This is a genomic window from Stenotrophomonas sp. 24(2023) (genome assembly GCF_030913365.1).
Classification (GTDB): Bacteria; Pseudomonadota; Gammaproteobacteria; order Xanthomonadales; family Xanthomonadaceae; genus Stenotrophomonas.
This window is the reverse complement of sequence record NZ_CP133160.1, coordinates 683,073-705,957: the sequence shown is the minus strand read 5'-3', so window position 1 is coordinate 705,957 and position 22,885 is coordinate 683,073. Positions and strand designations below refer to the sequence as shown.

Sequence of the window (22,885 nt, the reverse complement as noted above, 5' to 3'; positions counted from 1 at the left end):
TGCCCCGACCGGGTGGGCCGATGAAGGCGGGATGGCCGGCACGCGTGCGCGGCGCGCTGCGGCCCCTGTGGCCGTGGCTGCGCTGGGGCACGGCCGCGGTGTTGGCACTGCTGCTGGTGCTGGACCTGGCGTTCCCGCCGCCGCTGCCACGGCAACGCGACACCAGCACGCTGGTGGTGGCGGGTGATGGCAGCCCGCTGCGTGCCTTCGCCGATGCCGAAGGCGTATGGCGCTATCCGGCCTCGGTGGACAGCGTATCGCCGCTGTACCTGCAGGCCCTGCTGACCTACGAGGACCGCTGGTTCTGGCGGCATCCCGGCATCAACCCGCTGGCGCTGCTGCGGGCCAGCGGCCAGCTGCTGCGGCAGGGCCGCATCGTGTCCGGTGGCTCCACCCTGACCATGCAGGTCGCGCGCATCCTCGATGCGCATTCGCGCACGCCCTGGGGCAAAACCAAACAGATGCTGCGCGCGGTGCAGCTGGAAATGCACCTGTCCAAGGCGCAGATCCTGGCGCTGTACCTGGAACGCGCACCCTACGGCGGCACCATCGAAGGCGTGGAGGCGGCCAGCTGGGCGTACCTGGGCAAGCCGGCGGCGCGGCTGTCCCATGCCGAGGCCGCGTTGCTGGCCGTGCTGCCGCAGGCACCGAGCCGTCTGCGCCCGGACCGGCACCCGGAAGCGGCGCAGAAGGCGCGCGACAAGGTGCTCGAACGCATGGCGGCGCTGGGGGTATGGTCGGCCGATGACGTGCAGGATGCGCGCATCGAAACCGTGGTCACCCGCTCGTTGCGGCCACCGCTGCATGCCGCCCTGCTGGCCCAGCGCCTGCACAGCGCCTACCCGGGGCGGGCCCGCATCGAAAGCAGCATCGACAGCGGTCTGCAGCGCACGCTGGAAGAGCGCGTGGCCAGCTATTTCTCCACGTTGCCCGAGCGCACCTCGGCGGCCCTGCTGGTGGTGGACAACCAGAGCCTGGAAGCACGTGCCTACGTGGGCACGCTCAATTTCGGCGACCGCCAGCGGCTGGGCCACGTGGACATGGTGCAGGCCTGGCGCTCGCCGGGCTCCACGCTCAAGCCCTTCCTGTACGCGCTGGCACTGGACGATGGCCTGATCCATTCGGAAAGCCTGCTGGTGGATGCGCCGCAGAGCTTTGGCGGGTACCGGCCCGGCAACTTCGATGCCGCCTTCAACGGCCCGGTGGCGGCGGCGACCGCACTGCGGCTGTCGCTCAATGTCCCTGCGGTGGATCTGCTGGACCGCGTCGGCCCGGCGCGCTTTGCCGCACGCCTGTCGCACGCCGGCATCCAGCTGCGCTTCCCCAAGGGCAGCACGCCGAACCTGTCGCTGATCCTGGGCGGCACCGGTGCACGGTTGGAAGACCTGGTGGGGGCGTTCGCCGCGCTGAATCGTGGCGGCATTGCCGGCCACGTGCGCTACACCGCCGATGAGCCACGGGTGGAGCGACGGCTGGTATCGCCGGGCGCTGCCTGGATCACCCGCGAGATGCTCGAATCCAACCCGCGGCCCGGCGACGGCGTGGGGACCTTCGACGTGGCCGGGCGCCCGCGCGTGGCCTGGAAGACCGGCACCAGCTATGGCTACCGCGATGCCTGGGCGATCGGCAGCACCCGCCACTACACGGTCGGGGTGTGGGTGGGGCGCCCGGATGGCACGCCGTTGCCGGGCCAGTACGGGGCGGTCACCGCCTTGCCGCTGATGTTCGAGGTGGTCGACAGCCTGCCACGCCAGCGTGGTGACGCCGGTGCTGCGCCACGGCCAGCCAGTGTCAGCGAAGCCGATGTCTGCTGGCCCACCGGGGGCCTGGCCGACGAACTGCCACCGGCGTTGTGCCAGCGCCGGATGCCCGCGTTCGTGCTCGACGGCACCGTGCCGCCCACGTTCGCCGAGCGCGAGGCGCGGCGATGGCAGCCGGGGCGGCAGCGTTACCAGGCCGATGCACGCAGTGGCCTGCGCCTGTCGGCCGATTGCAGTGCCGCGCACGAGGTGGTCGAGCGCGAGATCGCGCGCTGGCCGGCGCTGGTGTCGCCGTGGCTGCCGCAGGCCACCCGGCAGGTGTCCCAGTTGCCGGCCCTGGCACCGGATTGCCGCGATGACGGACGCGAGGCCAGCATCGCCCTGCATGTGGATGGCCTGAACGATGGCGCCACCCTGGCACGCGCACCCAACGCCGACCATGGCGTGCGCCTGCAGCTGCGCGCGCTGGGCAGCGAGCAGGACATCGACTGGCTGCTCGATGGCCGGCTGATCGCCCGCTCCCGCGGCGCCCAGCACATTGCCCACGAATTCGCCGAAGCCGGCCCGCATACGCTGACTGCGCTGGCGTCCGATGGTGCCTGGACGCAGGTGCGCTTCCGCGTGCTGCGGTAGCGCCGGGCCGTGCCCGGCGCGCATGGGTCTTACTTGCCGATCCAGCCGTCAAGCAGGTCGGCGAACTCATCGGCGTGTTCCTCCTCCTGCGCCAGGATCTCTTCCAGGATGCGCTTGGTGGTGGTGTCCTTGTCGCCGATGAACTGGATCATTTCCCGGTAGCTGTCGATGGCGATGCGCTCGGCGATCAGGTTCTCGCGCACCATGTCGCGCAGGTCCGAACCTTCCTTGTACTCGGCATGCGAGCGTGCCGTCAGCGTGTCGGGGTTGAGGTCAGGCTCGCCCCCCAGCTGCACGATGCGCTCGGCCAGCTTGCCGGCGTGTGCCTGTTCCTGCTGTGCGTGTTCCAGGAATTCGGCCTTCACCGCGTCGGCCAGCATGCCCTTGGCCATGAAATAGTGCCGGTAGTAGCGCAGTACGCAGACATACTCGGTCGCCAGTGCATCGTTGAGCAGCTGGATGACGGCCTTGCGGTCGGCGCTGTAGGTGGGCGTGATGGCGCCATCGTCCAGGTTCCTGCGCGCGTTGCTGCGCAGGGTCTGGCGGTCGCTGATGCCGGGAAGGGGGGCGTGCTGTCTGGCTGGCTTTGACATGGCTGGCCGTTTCCTCTGGGAGTGGGGGATCAGGTGGGCAGGTGCTCCAGCACGTGGTCGGCCGAAGACACCTCGAACTTGCCGGGCTCCTCCACCCATGCCTCACGCACGATGCCGTCTTCCACATACAGGGCGAACCGCCGCGAGCGGATGCCCATGCCCGAGGCGCTGGCGTCCATCTGCAGGCCGAGCGCACGGGTGAATTCGGCATTGCCGTCAGACAGCATCAGCAGGCCCTCGGGCACGTTCTGCTCGGTGGCCCAGGCCTTCATCACGAACGGGTCGTTGACGGCCATGCAGTAGACCTCGATGCCACGGCGGCGGAATTCCTCGAAGCGGGCAACGAAGCCGGGCAGGTGGCGGGCCGAGCAGGTCGGGGTGAAGGCCCCGGGAACGGCGAACAGCACCACCTTGCGGCCCTCGAACAACGCATGGGTGTCCAGGGTCTGGATGCCGTCGCGGATGCGCTTGAGGGTGACTTCGGGCAGGCGGTCGCCGGCGTGGATGGTCATGGGAGCTCCTTTGCACGGGCAGGGTAGGGACCGGAATGGGATGGGCGCGTCAAGACATTGAAAATCCGGCGTGCACACCCATTCTGTCCGGTCCCGGGGCGGGATGCCGTGGCCAGCATGGCCCCTGGCCATGGCGGTGGCATTGCGTTGGATCAGCCGGCGTCACCGCAGGGGCATTCCACAGGCCGTAGCATCGGGCGGCGCTAGAATGAACGCGGGGCGGGACCCGCCGCGGCAGAATCAAATCGAGGTAGCTGGATGGAATTCAAGGATTACTACGCCACCCTGGGGGTGGAACCGGGTGCGGGCGACGCCGAGATCAAGACGGCCTACCGCCGGCTGGCGCGCAAGTACCACCCCGACGTCAGCAAGGAAGCCGGCGCCGAGGACAAGTTCAAGGCGGTCAATGAAGCCTATGAGGCGCTGCGCGACCCGGAAAAGCGGGCCGCCTATGACCAGCTGCGTGCGCAGGGCTACCGTCCGGGCGACGATTTCAACGTGCCGCCGAACTTCGGTGGCGGCGGCTTCAACTTCGAGGAAGTGTTCGGCGGCGGTGGCGGTGCCAACGGCGGCTTCAGTGATTTCTTCGAAAGCCTGTTCGCGCGCCAGCGTGGTGCGCAGGGCGGCCCCGGCTTCAGCAGTGGTGGCCACGCCCCCAACCGCGATACGCGCGCCAAGTTGTCGGTGCCGCTGGAGGCCGCCTACAAGGGCGACAGTCTGCGCATCACGGTCAATGGCAAGCAGCTGGATGTGCGGGTGCCCAAGGGCATCCGCCCGGGGCAGGTGATCCGCCTGAGTGGGCAGGGGCAGAACGGCGGCAACCTGCTGCTGGAAGTGGAATATGCCGCGCACCCGCAGTTCGACGTGGATGGCCGCAACATCCTGCATGCCCTGCAGGTCACCCCCTGGCAGGCCGCGCTGGGCACCAGCATCAGCGTGCCGACGCTGGGGGGCGCGGTGGAACTGAAGATCCCCGCCGGCGCCGAGGCCGGGCGCAAGCTGCGCCTGCGAGGGCGTGGCCTGCCGGGCAGCCCGGACGGTGACCAGATCGTTGAACTGGAAATCATCGCCCCGCCGGCCACCGACGAGGCGCAGAAGAAGGCCTACCGGAACCTGGCCAAGGCCTTTGGCGAAACGATCTGAAGGCAGGTTGGCGCCGGGCCATGCCCGGCGGCGTCAACAGCGTGCCGGCCCCGGCCGGCCGCTGCCAGGGTCAGCCCTGACCGGCAAACACCCGCTCCAGCACCTCGGACAGTTCGTCTTCCGAGAACGGCTTGGTGATGTAGGCCTTTGCGCCTTGGCGCATGCCCCACATGCGGTCGGTGTCCTGGTCCTTGGTGGTCACCAGGATCACCGGGATGTGCCGCGTGGCCTCGTCGCGGGCCAGGGTACGGGTGGCCTGGAAGCCGTTGAGGTTGGGCATCACCACGTCCATCAGGACCAGGTCGGGCAGCTCGGCCTTGGCGGTTTCAACCCCGGCCGCGCCATCGGTGGCGGTCAGGATCTGGTGCCCGAGCTTCTCGACGATGCGCTGTATCCCCAACAGCTGCGACGGTGAGTCGTCGACGATCAGAATGCGTGCCATGTTGTTCCCCGGATGATGCTGGCAGTGTAGTGCGCGCATCGTAGCGATGGGAGGGCAGGGCGTGCCGTCCGTCGCCTGCCTGCGACGCTCAGCCGATCCGCACCACTGTGCGTCCCAGCCCACCACCGGCCAGCAGCGTGTCGAAAACGTCCGGCAGCTCTGCCAGCCCGACCTCCCGGGTACAGATGCTGTCCAGGTGGCGTGGCTTCCACGCATCGGCCAGGCGTTCCCAGACGGCCTCGCGCAGGGCGCGCGGTGCGTTGGCCGACGACACGCCCAGAAGCGACACACCGCGCAGGATGAAGGGCATCACGGTCATCTCCAGCGCCGGGCTGGCGGCCAGGCCGGCGCTGACCACGCTGCCATAAGGCACCGTCTGTGCCAGCAGGCTGGCCAGCATCGGCCCGCCGGCGTTGTCCAGGCCGCCCCCGAAACGGGCCGTCTGCAGCGGGCTGGTATCGGCCAGGGCCTCGCGCGGCAGGACCTCGGCCGCACCGATGCCGCGCAGGAAATCGGCCTGGGCCGGTTTGCCGCTGATCGCGTGCACCGTGTAGCCGGCGCGGCTGAAGATGTCCACGGCCAGCGCGCCCACCCCGCCGCTGGCGCCGGTGACCGCCAGCGGGCCCAGGCCCGGGGTCTGGCGGTTGTCCTGCAGGCGCAGCAGGGCCAGTGCCGCCGTGAAGCCGGCCGTACCCAGCACCATGGCTTCGCGCGGGGTCAACCCGGGCGGCTGCGCAATGACCGCGCTGGCGGCCAGGCGCACGTACTGGCTGTAGCCGCCGTCACGGCTTTCCCCCAGCCCGCAGCCGGTGGCCAGCACCGCATCGCCCTCGCGGAAGGCCGGATCGGTGGAGGCCACCACGGTGCCGGCCACGTCGATGCCGCCCACCAGCGGGAAGCGGCGCAGGATGCGGCCCTTGCCGGTGCCGGCCAGCGCGTCCTTGTAGTTCACCGAGGACCACTGGGCGCGGATCACCACTTCACCGGGGTTCAGCGCGTCCAGCCCCAGCTGGACCAGGCCGCTGCGGTAGCCGGCCTCGTCGTTTTCGATGCGGAAGGCGGTGAACTGGGCGGGAATGGCCATCGGCGCGGCTGACTTGGGGGAAAACGCCACCTTACCCCTTTCAATCCTGCCGGTCCCCCCCATCTTGTATCATCGGTTACGTTTGATGGCTGGTAATGGCTGGCGACGCGGGAAGGGCCCGCGCGCGGCCCAATCTTGATGGAGCGTGCATGGCCTGGAATACACCCGGCGGCAACAAGGGCGGACAAGGCCCCGACGAGAATCGACGCGGGCCGTTCAAGCCGCGTGGTGGCGGCAGCGGCGGCGGCTGGGGCGGACTGCCCGGCCCCCTGAAGGACCTGTTCGATGGAGGCATCCTGCGCTGGGTCGCAGTGGCGGTGGTGCTGCTGGTGCTGTTCTCCAGCTTCCAGCTGGTCGGCGAACAGCAGCGGGGCGTGGTCCTGCGCTTCGGCCAGTTCTCGCGCATCCTGCAGCCGGGCCCGAACTTCAAGCTGCCCTGGCCGATCGAATCGGTCACCAAGGTCAACGCCACCGAGATCAAGACCTTCTCGATCCAGGTGCCGGTGCTGACCCGCGACGAGAACATCGTCAACGTCTCGCTGAACGTGCAGTACCGCATCGATGACCCGCGCCAGTACCTGTTCGGTACGGTCGATGGCGACCAGGTGCTGGAACAGTCCGCGCAGAGCGCGGTGCGCGAGGAAGTCGGCCGCGCCGACCTCAACAGCGTGCTGAACAACCGTGGCCCGCTGGCCGTGGCCGCCGAGGAGCGCCTGCAGGCGCTGCTGCGTGCGTTCCGTACCGGCCTGACCGTGACCGGCCTGACCCTGCCCGACGCCCGCCCGCCGGAAGAGGTGAAGCCGGCCTTCGACGAGGTCAACGGCGCCCAGCAGGTCAAGGAACGCCTGATCAACGAGGCCCAGGCCTACGCCGCCAAGGTGGTGCCGGAAGCCCGCGGCCAGGCCGCCCGTTCGCGCACCACCGCCGAAGGCTACAAGCAGGCCGTGGTCGCCAAGGCCGAAGGTGATGCCGAACGCTTCAGCCTGCTGCAGGGCCAGTACAAGGATGCCCCCGAGGTCACCCGCAAGCGCCTGTGGCTGGAAACCGTGCAGCAGGTGCTGTCGGAGAACCGCAAGGTCATTGGTGGCGATGGCCGCCAGCTGATCTACGTGCCGATGACCGGCGATACCCGAGGCAGCACCTCCGCGCCGGCCAGCGTGCCGAACCCGGACGTGGTGCTCCCGTCGCTGCCGGGTACCTCGGCAGCGGAACAATCCCGCGACCCGGGCCGGCCCACCGGCCGCCCGGCGGGTCGTCCGGCCGGCCGTGAGGAGGGCAGCCGATGAGAAATCCAATCTGGATCGCCGTCATCGTGGCGGCAGTGCTGGGCCTGCTGGGCTCGGTCTACGTGGTGCGTGAAGACCAGACCGCCATGGTGCTGAACCTGGGCAAGGTCGTGCGTTCGGACATCCAGCCCGGCCTGCACTTCAAGGTCCCGGTGGTGGAATCGGTGAAGGTGTTCGACCGCCGCTTCCAGGTGCTCGACACCACGCCGGCGCGCTACTTCACCGCCGAACAGAAAGATGTCAGCGTCGACTTCTTCGCCATCGGCTACATCTCCAACGTCGGTGACTACTTCCGTGCTACTGGCGGCGATCCGCGCATCGCCAATGCCCGCCTGGCGCCGATCATCACCGATTCGCTGCGCAACCAGATCAACTCGCGCACCCTGCAGCAGCTGGTGTCCGGCGACCGCAGCGAGCTGATCGCCGAGCAGCTCAAGGGCATCAACGAAGCGGTGGCGGGGCTGGGCATGCAGATGATCGACCTGCGCATCAAGCAGGTGGACCTGCCCACCGACAGCCAGGTCATCAACGACGTGTACGAGCGCATGCGCGCCCAGCGCAAGCAGGAAGCGGCCAAGCTGCGCGCCGAAGGCGAGGAGCAGTCGCTGACCATCCGTGCCCAGGCTGACCGCGAAAGCACCGTGCTGATCGCCGAGGCCGAGCGTGATGCCCAGCGCCTGCGTGGTGAAGGCGATGCCGATGCAGCGCGCATCTACGGCAAGGCCGGTTCGGCCGATCCGGCGTTCTATGCCTTCTACCGCAGCCTGGAGGCCTACCGTGGCTCCATGACCGACGGCAACGGCGTGATCGTGCTGGACAAGAACGACCCGTTCCTGCAGTACCTGAAGAACGACCGCTGACCGCCAGCGGCGTGCATCCGGGGCCCGGCGACCTGCCGGGCCCCGTGTTTTTTGGAGTTCCCCATGAAAGATCTGTTCGCGGCCGTGTGCCTGGTCGCGGTGCTCGAAGGCCTGTTCCTGTTCGTCGCGCCGGTGGCCTGGCGGCACATGGCCGAGCGCCTGATGGGCCTGCCCAGCCCGGCCCTGCGCAGTTTTGGCGGGTTGGTCCTGCTGGCGGGCCTGAGCCTGCTGTGGTGGGTCCGGCACTAGGGGCAGGGCATGGGCCTGACCGGCCGGTGAAGCCCGCCGCCGATGGGGTGGCACCGGACCCCGGAAACCCGGATAATGCACAAAAGCCGGACGGGCCTCCCGTTCGGCTTTTTCCGTGTCTGGGCCTTCCATCGCCGGCCGCTCCCCGTCTGGAGCCGCCACCTGTGCGCTGGCCAGCCTCGCCACGGTTCAACCGTCCGCGGCCCCGATGGCCGCAACAAAATCGAGGAGCCCGTCATGGGTCAGTCTGTCGTAGTGTTGGGTGCCCAGTGGGGCGATGAAGGCAAGGGCAAGATCGTCGATCTGCTCACGGAGGAAATCGGCGCCGTCGTGCGCTTCCAGGGCGGCCACAATGCCGGCCACACCCTGGTCATCAACGGCAAGAAGACCGTCCTGCACCTGATCCCGTCGGGCATCCTGCGTGACGATGCGCTGTGCCTGATCGGCAACGGCGTGGTGATCTCGCCGGCCGCGCTGCAGAAGGAAATCGCCGAGCTGGAAGCCTCCGGCGTGGAAGTGCGTTCGCGCCTGAAGATCTCCCCGGCCGCGCCGCTGATCATGCCGTACCACATCGCCCTGGACCAGGCGCGCGAACGCGCTGCCGGCGGCAAGGCGATCGGCACCACCGGCCGTGGCATCGGCCCGGCCTACGAAGACAAGGTGGCGCGCCGCGGCATCCGCATCGCCGACCTGCATTACCCCAAGCAGCTGGAAGAACTGCTGCGCACCGCGCTGGACTACCACAACTTCGTGCTGACCAAGTACCTGGGCACCGAAGCGGTCGATTTCCAGAAGACCTTCGACGAGGCGCTGGCCTTCGGCGAATACGTGCAGCCGATGAAGTCCGATGTGGCCGGCATCCTGCATGACCTGCGCAAGCAGGGCAAGCGCGTGCTGTTCGAAGGCGCGCAGGGCGCGCTGCTGGACATCGACCACGGCACCTACCCGTACGTCACCAGCTCCAACACCACCGTCGGTGGCGCGCTGGCCGGTACCGGCGTCGGCGCCGATTCGATCGACTACGTGCTGGGCATCGCCAAGGCCTACGCCACCCGCGTCGGCGGCGGCCCGTTCCCGACCGAACTGGACGATGAAATCGGCCAGGGCATCCGTGACCGCGGCGCCGAATACGGTGCCTCCACCGGCCGCCCGCGTCGCTGCGGCTGGATGGACATCGTCGCGCTCAAGCGCGCCGTGGCCATCAACGGCATCAGCGGCCTGTGCATCACCAAGCTGGACGTGCTCGACGGCATGGAAAAGCTGAAGGTCTGCATCGCCTACGAATACAACGGCAAGCGTACCGAGTACGCGCCGCTGGACGCGCAGGGCTGGGAAGACTGCACCCCGGTGTACCTGGAATTCCCGGGCTGGAACGAGAACACCCACGGCATCACCAACTGGGACGACCTGCCGCCGGCCGCGCGCGCCTACCTGCGTTCGCTGGAAGAGCTGGCCGGTTGCCCGATCAGCATCGTCTCCACCGGCCCGGACCGCGACCACACCATGGTCCTGCAGGACCCGTTCGCCTGAGTGATGCGCCGGTAGCGCCGGGCCATGCCCGGCGTCGCTGACAGGAAAAGCCCCGCACAAGCGGGGCTTTTTCGTACTGCTGCCGGCGTTACGCCAAGGCTTGGGCCGGGCGCTGCAGTCTGGCCATGAAGTCATCGGCGGTCTTGTTCACCTTGGTGAGCTTGAACCGGTTGAGCAGGATGTCATCCAGGGGATTCTCGAAGGGGGTGACCAGGATGCCGTTGTGGGCTTGCGTCCTGTGCATGAGGATTTCAGGCATGAATCCATCGCGAAGGGCATGTCCGATGATGGTGACCGGATTGTTCGTGACAAGTTCGCGGGCCATGGAAACCAGCTCGGATTTTGCGTCATCGAACGTTTCCTGCTGCGTCAACCGGAGTGATTCCGGGCTTTCCAGGCTTCCTATCATCTTGTAGATGGCAAGATGGTTTCCTGTTTCAGGGATTGGTGCGCCAGGAAGCAGGGTGACGTACGGGACGCCCTGCAGCTTGCAGGCCTCCTCGAACAGCGAGTCATAGTTTGTCGTGATGATGGCGCTGAAATGCGTTACTGCTTTCAGGTGGGCGGAGGTTGGCCGAGGCCTTCCCAGGGCTTTCATCAAAGTGACGAGGCGATCAACAAGTTTCTGCTTTCCGAACCTGAAGACGTAGTACTCAGCGACGTCGCTGAAGTTGAAGCGGTCGGAGCGGGGAAGTTCCTGGTTCCACAGTTCATCGCTGAGAATGTCTACAAGAAGCGATGCCGCAGGCATTCCCGCAGGTAGTGACATTCCGGCGCCTGCAATGAGTACGCCCTCGCCCCGTGAAGCTGCAGCGCTGGGGCCAGTGGAGGGCGGGGCGATGCGGGCGGGGATGGGGGCGGGCGTTCTGGATGCACGGTCTGCAAGGGTATTCAACAACGTGGTGTTGAACAGGTCGATGATGGCCTTGCGGACAAGCTCGGACAGGTCGTCGGCCAATTCGAATTCCTGACGGAACATGCCGTCCTGCCAGTCGGCAACCTCGCGCCGGAAACTGTCTCGATCAGTGTCACGCTCTGCGCCGTACTTCAGCTTCTTCTGAAAAGGAAGAATGATCTTCCCTTTGCTTCTTGAATAATCGTACTCGAGGTGAGTGACCGACTTTCCATTTGCATCTTCGGGAGGTACCCAGCCATACCTTTCACCCAGGATGAGGATGACGATCTGGCATGTTTCGATTTCCTGCTTGATCCGTTCCCAGCTGCTCTGCCCGGATGGGCTGATGTTCTCGGCGTTGACAGGTTCAATGCCCAGATCGGAAAGGCGCCTGACAACCGCCCTTCTCTCATTGGCAAGATCTTCCATGGTGCTGCTGATGAAGGCTCGAAGTCTGGTCATTGCGGTGTTGGAATGATTTCAGGGAGGGGTTGCATGGCCGCATGGATCCACCCGATGGCCCGGTGCGGAGCACTGCCGGATACGGTCGCGCTTTCCCTTGCTTCGGGCAAGGGCCTCTGAAATTGATCTCACCTGGCTGGTCCGAAAGTCAAGGAAAGTTTTGATTTTCATTATGAACGGGAAGGGCCTGGCGGTGTTCCGGGAGTAAAGCACTGCAAAAGGGAGCCGATAACTCCCGTATCCCCCCGTTTGGATCCACCGATGAATTACTTGAGGAATGTCAGGGTGTCCTGGCGTCTTGGGCTGGGCTTTGGCCTGCTGTTGCTGCTGGTGGCCGGCGTCGTCGCCACCGCCGCCACGGCCAGCATCGCGCAGAAGCAGGCCATGCAGCAGGTCGTCGAGGTTGGCGTGGCCAAGGTGCGCCTGCTGTCGCAGATGCTCGATGCCAACAACCAGATGATGGTCGTGCGCCGCGAAATGCTGATCCGCCAGGGCGACCACCTGCAGGACGACGAGGCGCGCATCGAGGCGCTGGTGGCGCGCTATGAGGGCAGCTGGAAGGCCTACCAGGCGCTGCCGGCCGATGCCGGTGGCAAGGCCGCCGCGCAGGCCATCGCCGAGGCGCGCGCCACGGCGCGCCCGTTGAACAAGCAGACCAGCCAGCTGATGGCGGCCAATGATTACGCCGGTGCCATCGCACTGACGCTTGGGCCGGTGCAGGCCGCGGCCAATGCCTGGAACAAGGCGCTGTCCGATGGCGTTGCCTTCGAGGAAGCGCAGAGCCGCAGCGCCGCGGCGGCGGCCATCGCCCTCGGTGAGCGCACCTTGGTGCAGCTGCTGGTACTGGGGGCCATCGCACTGCTGGTGGGGGTGGCCGCATCGGTGCTGATCGCCCGCAGCCTGACCGCACCGCTGGCACGGGCGGTGCAGCTGGCCGGGCGCATGGCCCGGGGCGAGCTGGAGCAGGACTTCCATCTCGGTGGCCGCGACGAGCTGAGCCGCCTGGGTGAAGCCATGGCCAGCGTGCGTGACAACGTGCAGGCCACCATCGGCGCACAGCTGCAGATGGCCGAACAGCACGATGCCGGCGCGATCCGCCACCGGATGCAGGCCGATGCGTTCCCGGGCGATTTCGGTCGCATGGTGCGCGCCACCAACGCGCTGGTCGATTCACACGTGCAGGTGCAGTTCCACCTGGCGGAGGTGATGCAAGGTTATGCGGTGGGCGATCTCAGCCGCGACCTGCAGGATTACCCCGGTGAGAAGGCGGTGCTGACCCGCACCATGGCCTCGGTGAAAGGCAGCCTGCAGGCGGTCAACGCGCAGATTGAAGCACTGGCGCAGGCGGCCAGCGCAGGTGATTTCAGCATGCGCGGCGACGAGGCGGCCTTCCAGTTCCAGTTCCGCGCGATGGTGGCCCATCTCAACGGCATGATGGCCGGGGCGCAGGCCAGCATCGCCGATGTATCCGACGTGCTGCAGGCCATCGCCGATGGTGACCTGACCGCGCGCATGGCCGGCCGGTACCAGGGCGTATTCGCGCGCATGGCGGCCGATGCCAACCGCACCAGCGCGCAGCTGACCGGCATCGTGCAGGGCATCCAGCAGGCGGCCGGCAGCATCGACAGCGCCGCCCAGGAGCTGGCAGCCGGCAACGCCGACCTGTCGCGCCGTACCGAACAGCAGGCGGCCAATCTGGAAGAGGCGGCGGCCTCGATGGAAGAGCTGACCTCCACCGTGCGCCAGAACGCCGAGCTGGCGTTCCAGGCGGACCGTGAAGCGCATGCGGCCGGCGAGGCCGTGCGTGCGACCGAGCAGGCGATCGGGCAGATGGCCACGGTGATGCGCGAGATCGATCAGTCCTCGGCACGCATTGCCGACATCACCACGGTGATCGATGGCATCGCCTTCCAGACCAACATCCTGGCGCTCAATGCCGCGGTGGAAGCCGCACGTGCGGGCGAGAACGGCCGTGGCTTCGCGGTGGTGGCCAGCGAGGTGCGCACGTTGGCGCAGCGCGCCGGCACCGCCGCCAAGGAGATCAAGGCGCTGATCGAGGAGGCCAGCGGCAAGGTACAGTCCGGCCTGGGCGTCACCGTGCAGTCCGAGGCGGCCATCGCCCGCCTGGCCCAGGCCAGTGCACGCACCAACCAGCTGATGAGCGACATCGCCGCCGCCACCAAGGAACAGGCGGCCGGCATCGAGCAGGTCAACCAGGTGGTGGTGCAGATGGACCAGGTGACCCAGCAGAATGCCGCGCTGGTGGAGGAGGCCACGGCCGCCAGCCGTGCGCTGGAGGAACAGGCGCAGGCGTTGACCACCTCGGTGGCGGTGTTCACCGTGGCCCAGGCCGCTCCACGCCCGGTGGCTGCCCGGGCGGCTTGAGCCCCCGCCGTGGCTGTGCTCTGATCGGCGTGGCTGCAGGCCGCAGCCACGTCCAGGAAGGAGGCAGTGCATGCGCGGGAACCTGGGGTTGACCAACAGCTACCTGAAGTTGGGCCTGGCCCTGACGATTGTCGGTATGCCGCTGGTGGCCGCCTCCTGGCACGGCGTGCCACCGATGGGCGCGGCTCGCTCGATGCACGTCAGCGCGGTGCTGCTGGGCGGCGGCATCGTCGCCTTCGTGATCGGTTGCGTGGTGAAAGTCGTCAGCCGGCGGATGCCGGTGGAACCATCGTGATGGGGCGCATGAGTGGAATTGGCGTGGCCGGTGAGGGCCTGCGCCGGGTTCCAGCCAGGCTGCATTCGTCGATGGGTGCCGCACGCGCGTGAGATGCCGCGCGGGATACTCCCTTCCGTTGACCTGATGTTTCAGCGATGCTCTGCCCATCAAGGGGGATGCATGGACAACCGGGATACGGAAGGGCAGGGCGAGATCCACGGGGATGTGCCGGCGGTGCCGGCGCTGGAGGAGGGCGCGCGCGTGGCGGTGGCCCATGATGCCCCCACCGACTGGTCGATGCTGCCGCTGGTGGCCGATGACCGCGATTCGGCGGTGATGCGGCTGTGGCGGTTGTTGCGCCACGAACCTGCGCTGATGGTCAGCGCGGGCTACATCCTGCTGTCGTTGCTGGGCCTGTGGTCGAGCTATTTCTTCTACCTGCGCTTCAAGCTGTCGATCCTGGATTACCTGCAGGTCAGCGATTTCCTGGTGGCGGGCCTGCGTGATCCGGCCTACGCGCTCATCCTGGCCTGCGGCGTGCTGATCGCGGTGCTGGTGGGATGGCCGGATACGGTGCGCCGCCGCAACCCGGCCAAGGTGGAGGCATTGCGTGCCCGTCACTGGGGTTGGCGCGTGCTGTTCACCCATTCGCGCTGGACCAGCTGGGAACTGGCGGGCATGCGTCCGCTGACCGGGCTGACCATCGCCGTGTGTGCGTTCATGGCGCTGGGGGCGGCCTCGTACGCGATGACCAAGGCCGAGCGTATCCGCGATGCGGGGGCGGGCCTGCCGGTGCGCGTGCATCTGGCCGGTGATGCCGCGCCGCTGGCCGGAGAGGCGCGCCTGCTCGGCAGCAGCAGCGCGTTCGTGTTCCTGTGGTGGCCGCAGCAGCGCCGCGCCGAAGCCGTACCGATCTCGGCGGTGCGCCGCCTGCAGTCGGTGGGCGTGCCTGTCCGGGCGGCACCGGCCAAGGCGGATACGCCCGCCGCAGCCCCCTGACCGGCGGCAAAAGGGGCGCGCCGCCGCAGGGACGGCGCGCCCGGTCTCCGGTGTTCAACGTGACGCGGTGCGCGCCGTTTTCTTCGTGGCCGTCTTGGTCGCGGCTTTCTTCACTGCGGTTCTCGGTGGCGCGCGCCCGCTCCCGCTGCGCTTGCCGCCGCCACCGTGCTTGTTCACCGTGGCCCAGGCGATGCGCTCGGCGGTGGCTTCACTGGCGCCCCGTGCGCGCTCGCTGTCCTCGATATGCGCCGCTTGGCGCTTCTGCTTGTCGGTGTAGGCCGATTTGTCGCCACGCGGCATGACCGGGCTCCAGGGGAAGGGGCTGCCCCGGCCAGGGCGGCTGCGCGGCGGGGACGCGGCCGACAGTGGCGCACGTTGCGTTAACAGGCGGTCCGCCAGAGGTGAACGCGCAGGCAAAACCGCGCTCGGTTATGCTTGTCCCATGCGTGTTGAACCCGCCGACATCGAAGCCCTGTTCGACGCCATCCCGGATGTGCTGTTCTTCATGAAGGACCGCCAGGGGCGCTACACGCACGTCAACCAGACGATGCTGCGCCGGCTGGGCCTGCGCTCGCGCAAGGACGTGATCGGCCGGACCGCGGCGGAAATCTACCCGACCGGCCTGAGCGCGGACTACGTGGACCAGGATGCGCGCGTGCTCGGCGGGGCGGTCATCGAGAACCTGATGGAACTGCACCTGTTCGCCAACCGCGAGCCGGGCTGGTGCCTGACCTGCAAGCGGCCGCTGCTGGTCGATGGGCGTATCGAAGGGCTGATCGGCATTTCCCGCGACCTGGGCCAGAAGCACAGCCTGGGGGCCCAGTACGAGCAGCTGCGGCTGGCGCTGGCCCACCTCAATGCGCATTACGCGGAAAACGTGCGCATGCAGACCCTGCTGGACATCACCGGGTTTTCCCTGTCCAAGCTGGAGCGCAGTTTCCGCAAGGTGTTCCAGATGACCCCGCAGCAGGTGCTGACCCGCCTGCGGATCCAGATGGCCATGCATTTGCTGCACAGCAACGAAAGCATCGCCAGCATCGGCCAGGCCTGCGGGTTCACCGACCAGAGCGCCTTCACCCGCAAATTCAAGGCGGAAACCGGGGTTTCGCCGCGTGCCTACCGCGTGCGCGCCAGCGAACACGCCACGCTCTGAGCCGCCGGATCGTCTGGCCTATCCCTTCCGCGCGCTGGACAGGGTAAGGTGTCGCCCTTGTTGCCGATGCCAGCCCTGCCGATGCCCGCTACCCCGACTTCGCCTGCTTCGACCTCGCGCCTGGGCCATGCGCTCAAGCCCCGCCAGCTGATCATGATGGGGCTGGGCAGCGCCATCGGTGCCGGCCTGTTCCTGGGCTCGGGCGTGGGCGTGCATGCGGCCGGCCCGGCGGTGCTGGTGTCGTACCTGGTCGCCGGCGCGCTGGTGATCATCGTCATGAACGCCCTGGGCGAGATGGCCGCGGCCAAGCCGACCAGCGGCGCGTTCTCGGTCTATGCCGCCGATGCCATGGGCGCCACTGCCGGGGCCACCGTGGGCTGGCTGTGGTGGGTGCAGCTGGTGATCGTGATCGCCGCCGAAGCGGTGGGCGCTGCCGGCCTGCTGGCCAGCATCTGGCCGGCCATCCCGGTGCCGATGGCCGCGCTGGCCTTCATGCTGTTCTTCACCGCCATCAACCTGCTGGGGGTGAGGAACTTCGGTGAGTTCGAGTTCTGGTTCGCCATCCTCAAGGTGGCGGCGATCCTGGCGTTCATCGCCATCGGCATCGCCCTGCTGATGGGCTGGCTGCCGCAGGTGGCCTCGCCGGGGCTGAGCAACTTCACCCAGCATGGCGGCTTCGCGCCCAACGGGTTGGCGGGTATCGGTGCGGCGCTGCTGGTGGTGGTGTTTGCGTTTGGCGGCACCGAGATCGTGGCGGTGGCGGCGGCGGAAACCGAAGACCCGGGCCGCAGCCTGGCCCGGGCGGTGCGCACCGTGGCCTGGCGCATCCTGGTGTTCTACATCGGGTCGCTGAGCGTGATCATCGCGGTGGTGCCGTGGACCAGCGAGGCATTGAAATCGCCCTTCGCCGCCGTGCTGCAGGTGGCCAACATTCCCGGCGCGGCCACGGCCATCACCCTGATCGCGGTGGTGGCCCTGCTGTCGGCACTGAATGCCAACCTCTACGGTGCCTCGCGCATGATGTTCTCGCTGGCGCAGCGTCGCGAGGCGCCGGCGGTGCTGGGCTGGACCGACCCGCGCCAGGTGCCGGTGATCGCGGTGCTGGCCAGTGTGCTGTTCGGCTTCGCCGCCACCATCATGGAACTGCTGTTCCCGGACAAGGTGCTGCCGGTGCTGCTGAACATCGTCGGCTCCACCTGCCTGCTGGTGTGGACCCTGTCGCTGGTATCGCAGCTGGTGCTGCGCCATCGGGCCAACCGGGCCGGCACGGCCCTGCCGTTCCGCATGGCCGGCTACCCGTGGCTGACCGCGTTTGCGCTGGCCATCCTGGCGCTGATTTTCGGCCTGCTGCTGTCCGGGGCGCAGACCCGGGTCCAGTTCCTGTCGATGGTGGCACTGACGGTCACCATCGCCGTGTGCAGTGCGATCGCCCGGCGCGTGCGCGAAGGGTGACGGGGGCGGGCCGCGCCGACGCGGCCACCACAACCGGCATGCCACCCTGCGTGCATGGGCCGTCCCCGGCCCGTCGAACAGGAGCAACGCATGCTGCGCAGCCGCCCTTTCCTGATGTTCACCGGCCAGGCCGAACAGGCCCTGGCCCTGTACGCTGAAGCGTTCGCCGATTTCCGCCTGCTCGGCCTGCAGCGCCATTCCGATGGCGCGGCTGCGGGCGTGCCGGGGCAGGTACGGCAGGCCATCTTCCTGCTGGGCGGTACCCACTACCTGTGCTTTGACAGCCTGGACGTGCACGGCTTCACCTTCACCCCGTCGATGTCCCTGTTCGTGGAGTGCGCGGGAGCCGAACAGTTCGAGCGCGCCGCCCGGGTGCTGGGGGAGGGCGGGCACTGGCTGATGCCGGTGGGCGACTACGATTTCAGCAACCGCTACGGCTGGGTGCAGGACCGCTTCGGTGTGTCCTGGCAGTTGAGCCTGGGCCAGATGCCGGACCCGTGAGGCATAACGAAAACGGCCCGCTTGCGCGGGCCGTTCCGTTTACCGATCCATCGAGAATTTACGCCTCGACTTCATCGTCCTTGTAGGCATCGACCGGGATGCAGGCGCACATCACGTTCTTGTCGCCGTACACGTTGTCCACGCGGGCCACCGGCGGCCAGTACTTCTGCAGCTTCAGGCTGGGCAGCGGGAAGGCCGCCAGTTCACGCGGGTAGGCGTGGGTCCACTCGCTGGCGGTCACCGCGGTGGCGGTGTGCGGCGCATTCTTCAGCGGGTTGTCCTCGCGGTCCAGGCGGCCGTCTTCGATCGCGGCGATTTCCTGGCGGATCTGGATCATCGCATCGATGAAGCGGTCCAGCTCGTGCAGCGATTCGCTCTCGGTCGGCTCGACCATCAGCGTGCCGGCCACCGGGAAGCTCAGGGTCGGGGCATGGAAGCCGAAGTCGATCAGGCGCTTGGCCACGTCTTCGGCGCCGATGCCGCTGGTCTTTTCCAGCGGACGCACGTCGAGGATGCACTCGTGCGCCACCAGGCCGTTGCGGCCGGTGTACAGGGTCTTGAAGTGCGGGGCCAGGCGCTTGGCGATGTAGTTGGCGTTGAGCTGGGCCACCTGGGTGGCCTTGCGCAGGCCTTCGCTGCCCATCATGGCGATGTACATCCAGCTGATCGGCAGGATCGAGGCGCTGCCGAAGCTGGCCGCGCTGACCATGCCGACCGGGCCGTTGTCACCCAGCTTGCCCGGCAGGAACGGTGCCAGGTGTTCCTTCACCGCGCACGGGCCGACGCCCGGGCCGCCACCGCCGTGCGGGATGCAGAAGGTCTTGTGCAGGTTCAGGTGCGAAACGTCCGACCCCCACTTGCCCGGCTTGGCCACGCCGACCAGGGCGTTCATGTTGGCGCCGTCGGTATACACCTGGCCGCCGTGCTGGTGGATGATCTCGCAGATCTCGACCACTTCCTCCTCGAACACGCCGTGCGTGGACGGGTAGGTGATCATGATCGCGGCCAGGCGGTCGCTGTACTTCTCGGCGTTGACGCGGATGTCTTCGACATCGACGTTGCCGTTGGCATCGGTCTTGGTCACCACGACCTTCATGCCGCACATCTGCGCCGAGGCCGGGTTGGTGCCGTGCGCCGAATCGGGAATCAGGCAGATGTCACGGTGGCCCTCGCCGCGCGAGCGGTGGTAGGCACGGATCGCCAGCAGGCCGGCGTACTCGCCCTGCGCGCCGGAGTTCGGCTGCAGGCTGACCGCGTCGTAGCCGGTGCATTCGACCAGCATCGCTTCCAGGGTCTGGATCAGCTCCTTGTAACCCAGCGCCTGGTCGGCCGGCACCAGCGGGTGGATCTGCGAGAACTCCGGCCAGGTCACCGGGATCATCTCGGCGGTGGCGTTGAGCTTCATGGTGCACGAGCCCAGCGGGATCATCGTGCGGTCCATGGCCAGGTCCTTGTCGGCCAGCGAGCGCAGGTAGCGCAGCAGTTCGTGCTCGCTGTGGTGGGTGTTGAACACCGGGTGGGTCAGGAATGCGGACTGGCGCAGCAGGCCGGTCGGCAGCGCGTCGGCGGTGCTGGCATCCAGTGCGTCCACGTCCAGCGAGGCACCGAATACGGCAGCCACGGCGACGATGTCGGCGCGGGTCGTGGTTTCGTCCAGGCTGATGCCGACCGAGTCGCTGTCGATCGCGCGCAGGTTGTAACCGGCGGCGCGGGCCTTGGCGTGGATCTCATCGGCATGCACGCCGGTGACGTGCAGGGTGTCGAAGAAATCACCACCCACCTGCACGCCGGCGTTGCGCAGCGATGCGGCCAGGATCGAGGCCAGGCGGTGGGTGCGGCGGGCGATGCGGGCCAGGCCTTCCGGGCCGTGGTAGACGGCATACATCGAGGCCATCACCGCCAGCAGCACCTGCGCGGTGCAGATGTTGGAGGTGGCCTTCTCGCGGCGGATGTGCTGCTCGCGGGTCTGCAGGGTCAGGCGGTAGGCCGGCTTGCCTTCGGCATCGATGGACACGCCGATCAGGCGGCCCGGCATCGAACGCTTGTAGGCATCACGGCAGGCCATGAACGCCGCGTGCGGGCCGCCGAAACCGAACGGCACGCCGAAGCGCTGGCTGTTGCCGACCACGATGTCCGCACCCCATTCGCCCGGGGCGGCCAGCAGGGTCAGGGCCAGCAGGTCGGTGGCCACGGCCACCAGGCCGCCGCGCGCGTGCACGGCATCGACCAGCGCCTTGTAGTCGCCGACCTGGCCGAAGGTATCCGGGTACTGCAGCAGCAGGCCGAAGGCCTCCGCGTCCAGCGCTTCGGCCGGGGTGCCCACGCGCAGCACGATGCCCATGGGCTCGGCGCGGGTACGCAGCAGTTCCAGCGTCTGCGGGTGCACGGCGTCGTGCACGAAGAAGGTGTCTGACTTCGACTTGGCCGAACGCTTGGCCAGGGTCATCGCTTCGGCAGCGGCGGTGGCTTCGTCCAGCAGCGAGGCGTTGGCGATCTCCATGCCGGTCAGGTCGGCGCACAGGGTCTGGAAGTTGATCAGCGCTTCCATGCGGCCCTGCGAGATTTCCGCCTGGTACGGGGTATAGGCGGTGTACCAGGCCGGGTTTTCCAGGATGTTGCGCAGGATCACGTTCGGCGTGTGGGTACCGTAGTAGCCCTGGCCGATGAAGCTGCGCAGCACGGTGTTCTTGTCGGCGATCGCACGGATCTTGGCCAGTGCCTGCACTTCGGTCATCGACTCCGGCAGTGCTAGCGGCGCCGGCGACTTGATCTTGGCCGGCACGATGGCGTCGGTCATCGCATCCAGCGTTGCGTGGCCGACCACGTCGAGCATCTGCGCGATTTCGGCGTCGTTGGGACCGATGTGGCGCTCGACGAACGCGGAATGGTGCTCGAGCTCACGCAGGGAGGGGGTGTTCTGGGACATGGCGAAGGATCCGTCAGGGAAGGGCGCACGCACGGGCGCAAGCCGCCGGCTGGCGGTCTTGCGGGGCGCCCCTCTGTCCTTTTGCCTGAGAGTTTGGAAGCGCGGAAAACCGCGGCTTCGTGCCCCTTCGGCGCCGGATCGAACCGGTCTCTCCAGAGTTGTGTTGCGGGTGGTATCGGGCCTGAGCGATTACGGGCGTTGCGCCTTCGGCAGCGGTGTTCCGCTTCTCCCACCATGTTGCCCGCCGATTATAGCCGGTTGGCGGTGCCGGTAGCCGGCGAGGGGCCGGCCCTGCACCGCTGCGGGGCTGAATGGGCGATGGCCCGGGCACGCGTTTCGTGCGCCGGCGCATGGCATTGGCGATCGGGCCGGCCTATCATGGCCAGACTCTCGTATTCATCTGGCGCCGTCCCCGCAGCAGGGGACCGGCGCCCGCCGTGTGTGCCGCGCACGGCCCTGTCGGACTTCTGCCCCATGACCGCCGCCGCCGCCCCTTCGACCCGACGCCTGGCCCTGCTTCTGGCCGGCCTGGCCATGTTCGGCCCGTTCTCCATCGACACCATCTTCCCGGCCTTCCCGCAGCTGGCCCAGCGCCTGGCGGTGGACGAGGTGGCGGTGCAGCAGACCATCAGCGTCTACCTGCTGTTCTACGGCCTGATGAGCCTGGCGCACGGGCCGCTGTCCGATGCTTGGGGCCGCAAGCGGGTGATCCTGGCGGGCCTGGTGGTGTTCGTCGGCGCCTCGGTGGGCTGCGCGCTGTCCACCGACCTGGGCACGCTGCTGGCCTTCCGCGCGCTGCAGGGCCTGTCGGCCGGCGTCGGCATGATCGTCGGCCGCGCGGTCATCCGCGACCTGTACCACGGCCACGACGCGCAGCGGCTGATGAGCCAGGTCTCGATGATCTTCGGCATCGCCCCGGCCATCGCGCCGATCATCGGCGGCTGGATCCTGCTCAGTGGCGCGGGCTGGCCGTTGATCTTCTGGTTCCTGGTGGTGTTCTCGCTGGTGCTGCTGGCCGCCACCGCGCGCTTCCTGCCGGAAACGCATCCGGTGCAGGCGCGCGTGCCGCTGTCGCCGCGTGGCCTGCTGCGTGACTACGTGCGCATCGGCTTCAACCCGCGCTTCCTGCGCCTGGCCCTGGCCGGCAGCATCAACTTCGGCGGCATCTTCCTGTACATCGCCTCCGCGCCGGTGTTCGTGATGCAGCACCTGCACCTGGGCGAGGGGGGCTTCGCCTGGCTGTTCATCCCCACCATCGGCGGCATGACGCTGGGCTCGTACCTGTCCGGGCGCATGGCCGGGCATACCCTGCCGACCCGGCAGATCAGCATCGGCTTCACCCTGTGTGCGCTGTCGGTGCTGCTCAACATCGGCTATGTGGCCCTGGCGCCGCAGCTGGTGCTGCCGTGGGCCGTGCTGCCGATCTTCCTGGGCGGCATGGGCATGGCGCTGATCTTCCCGATCCTGGCGCTGGCCGTACTGGACATGTACCCGCAGCAGCGCGGCCTGGCCTCGTCGCTGCAGGCGTTTGTGCAGCTGATGATCTCCACCGTGGTGGCCGGCGTGGTCTCGCCGCTGCTCAGTGGCAGCCCGCTGCACCTGGCGCTGGGCCAGGCGGCGTTCTTCGCCACCGGTTTCGTGTTCTGGATCTGGGAACACCGGCGCGAGCAGGCGCAGCAGGCAGCCTGCACGGGCGCCTGAGCACCGCGCACGGGTAGGGTGCACGCCGGCCGGCGTGGCCCT

The 22,885-nt window shown here is 68.0% G+C and carries 20 protein-coding genes and 1 riboswitch; of the genes, 13 read left to right on the top strand and 7 right to left on the bottom strand.

The annotated features are described in order from the left end of the window. The first annotated feature begins 20 nt into the window (after positions 1-20). Positions 21-2,393, top strand: a complete 2,373-nt coding sequence (gene pbpC, locus Q9R17_RS03200) for a penicillin-binding protein 1C (protein ID WP_308157010.1) — start codon at positions 21-23, stop codon at positions 2,391-2,393. A 29-nt stretch (positions 2,394-2,422) separates the two neighbouring features. Here the strand turns inward: pbpC and Q9R17_RS03195 are convergent, their stop codons facing one another. Together Q9R17_RS03195 and Q9R17_RS03190 are read right to left on the bottom strand one after the other, a co-directional pair. Continuing rightward, on the bottom strand, positions 2,423-2,986 hold the full coding sequence (locus Q9R17_RS03195) for a ferritin-like domain-containing protein (RefSeq protein WP_308157009.1): 564 nt from the start codon (positions 2,984-2,986) through the stop codon (positions 2,423-2,425). 29 nt (positions 2,987-3,015) lie between these two features. After that, complete coding sequence (locus tag Q9R17_RS03190) at positions 3,016-3,498, bottom strand: peroxiredoxin (RefSeq protein ID WP_308157008.1); 483 nt, start codon at positions 3,496-3,498, stop codon at positions 3,016-3,018. A gap of 258 nt (positions 3,499-3,756) precedes the next feature. Here Q9R17_RS03190 and Q9R17_RS03185 point away from each other — a divergent pair, with 258 nt between their 5' ends. Further along, entirely contained in the window at positions 3,757-4,641 is an 885-nt protein-coding gene (locus tag Q9R17_RS03185; RefSeq protein ID WP_308157007.1) for a DnaJ C-terminal domain-containing protein, read from the top strand. A 70-nt stretch (positions 4,642-4,711) separates the two neighbouring features. Here the strand turns inward: Q9R17_RS03185 and pilH are convergent, their stop codons facing one another. Together pilH and Q9R17_RS03175 are read right to left on the bottom strand one after the other, a co-directional pair. Continuing rightward, a complete protein-coding gene (gene pilH, locus Q9R17_RS03180; protein ID WP_005410644.1) occupies positions 4,712-5,083 on the bottom strand; it encodes a twitching motility response regulator PilH in 372 nt (123 codons plus the stop codon). 88 nt (positions 5,084-5,171) lie between these two features. After that, positions 5,172-6,167, bottom strand: a complete 996-nt coding sequence (locus tag Q9R17_RS03175) for a YhdH/YhfP family quinone oxidoreductase (RefSeq protein ID WP_308157006.1) — start codon at positions 6,165-6,167, stop codon at positions 5,172-5,174. Between the two features lie 149 nt (positions 6,168-6,316). Here Q9R17_RS03175 and hflK point away from each other — a divergent pair, with 149 nt between their 5' ends. The 4 genes from hflK (at position 6,317) to Q9R17_RS03155 (ending at position 10,092) form a co-directional block, all read left to right on the top strand. Next, on the top strand, positions 6,317-7,453 hold the full coding sequence (gene hflK / locus Q9R17_RS03170) for an FtsH protease activity modulator HflK (protein WP_308157005.1): 1,137 nt from the start codon (positions 6,317-6,319) through the stop codon (positions 7,451-7,453). After that, on the top strand, positions 7,450-8,313 hold the full coding sequence (locus tag Q9R17_RS03165; protein WP_308157004.1) for a protease modulator HflC: 864 nt from the start codon (positions 7,450-7,452) through the stop codon (positions 8,311-8,313). The genes hflK and Q9R17_RS03165 overlap by 4 nt, the downstream gene beginning before the upstream one ends. A gap of 63 nt (positions 8,314-8,376) precedes the next feature. Beyond that, complete coding sequence (locus tag Q9R17_RS03160; protein ID WP_308157003.1) at positions 8,377-8,562, top strand: DUF2065 family protein; 186 nt, start codon at positions 8,377-8,379, stop codon at positions 8,560-8,562. 237 nt (positions 8,563-8,799) lie between these two features. Continuing rightward, on the top strand, positions 8,800-10,092 hold the full coding sequence (locus Q9R17_RS03155; protein ID WP_308157002.1) for an adenylosuccinate synthase: 1,293 nt from the start codon (positions 8,800-8,802) through the stop codon (positions 10,090-10,092). An 88-nt stretch (positions 10,093-10,180) separates the two neighbouring features. On the opposite strand, the gene Q9R17_RS03150 is transcribed toward Q9R17_RS03155, so the two are convergent. Further along, the gene (locus tag Q9R17_RS03150; protein ID WP_308157001.1) at positions 10,181-11,449 is read right to left on the bottom strand and encodes a DUF4062 domain-containing protein; all 1,269 of its coding nucleotides are present in this window, start codon (positions 11,447-11,449) and stop codon (positions 10,181-10,183) included. A 261-nt stretch (positions 11,450-11,710) separates the two neighbouring features. Between Q9R17_RS03150 and Q9R17_RS03145 the strand changes: the two genes are divergently transcribed. From Q9R17_RS03145 to Q9R17_RS03135, 3 genes are all read left to right on the top strand, one after another. Beyond that, positions 11,711-13,834, top strand: a complete 2,124-nt coding sequence (locus tag Q9R17_RS03145; RefSeq protein ID WP_308157000.1) for a methyl-accepting chemotaxis protein — start codon at positions 11,711-11,713, stop codon at positions 13,832-13,834. A 70-nt stretch (positions 13,835-13,904) separates the two neighbouring features. Continuing rightward, a complete protein-coding gene (locus Q9R17_RS03140) occupies positions 13,905-14,129 on the top strand; it encodes a hypothetical protein (protein WP_308156999.1) in 225 nt (74 codons plus the stop codon). A gap of 162 nt (positions 14,130-14,291) precedes the next feature. Further along, entirely contained in the window at positions 14,292-15,110 is an 819-nt protein-coding gene (locus Q9R17_RS03135; protein ID WP_308156998.1) for a hypothetical protein, read from the top strand. A gap of 54 nt (positions 15,111-15,164) precedes the next feature. Here the strand turns inward: Q9R17_RS03135 and Q9R17_RS03130 are convergent, their stop codons facing one another. Beyond that, complete coding sequence (locus tag Q9R17_RS03130; RefSeq protein ID WP_308158413.1) at positions 15,165-15,410, bottom strand: hypothetical protein; 246 nt, start codon at positions 15,408-15,410, stop codon at positions 15,165-15,167. Between the two features lie 142 nt (positions 15,411-15,552). On the opposite strand from Q9R17_RS03130, the gene Q9R17_RS03125 reads away from it, so the two are divergent. The 3 genes from Q9R17_RS03125 to Q9R17_RS03115 all read left to right on the top strand — a co-directional run bounded on the left by Q9R17_RS03125 (position 15,553) and on the right by Q9R17_RS03115 (position 18,216). Next, positions 15,553-16,263, top strand: a complete 711-nt coding sequence (locus Q9R17_RS03125; RefSeq protein ID WP_308156997.1) for an AraC family transcriptional regulator — start codon at positions 15,553-15,555, stop codon at positions 16,261-16,263. 60 nt (positions 16,264-16,323) lie between these two features. Continuing rightward, a complete protein-coding gene (locus tag Q9R17_RS03120) occupies positions 16,324-17,715 on the top strand; it encodes an amino acid permease (RefSeq protein WP_308158260.1) in 1,392 nt (463 codons plus the stop codon). Between the two features lie 90 nt (positions 17,716-17,805). Then, positions 17,806-18,216, top strand: a complete 411-nt coding sequence (locus Q9R17_RS03115) for a VOC family protein (RefSeq protein WP_308156996.1) — start codon at positions 17,806-17,808, stop codon at positions 18,214-18,216. 58 nt (positions 18,217-18,274) lie between these two features. Here the strand turns inward: Q9R17_RS03115 and gcvP are convergent, their stop codons facing one another. Beyond that, positions 18,275-21,142, bottom strand: a complete 2,868-nt coding sequence (gene gcvP / locus Q9R17_RS03110; RefSeq protein ID WP_308156995.1) for an aminomethyl-transferring glycine dehydrogenase — start codon at positions 21,140-21,142, stop codon at positions 18,275-18,277. Between the two features lie 63 nt (positions 21,143-21,205). After that, positions 21,206-21,308, bottom strand: a riboswitch (glycine riboswitch). A 308-nt stretch (positions 21,309-21,616) separates the two neighbouring features. Here gcvP and Q9R17_RS03105 point away from each other — a divergent pair. After that, positions 21,617-22,843, top strand: a complete 1,227-nt coding sequence (locus Q9R17_RS03105) for a multidrug effflux MFS transporter (RefSeq protein WP_308156994.1) — start codon at positions 21,617-21,619, stop codon at positions 22,841-22,843. The last annotated feature ends 42 nt before the right edge of the window (positions 22,844-22,885 follow it).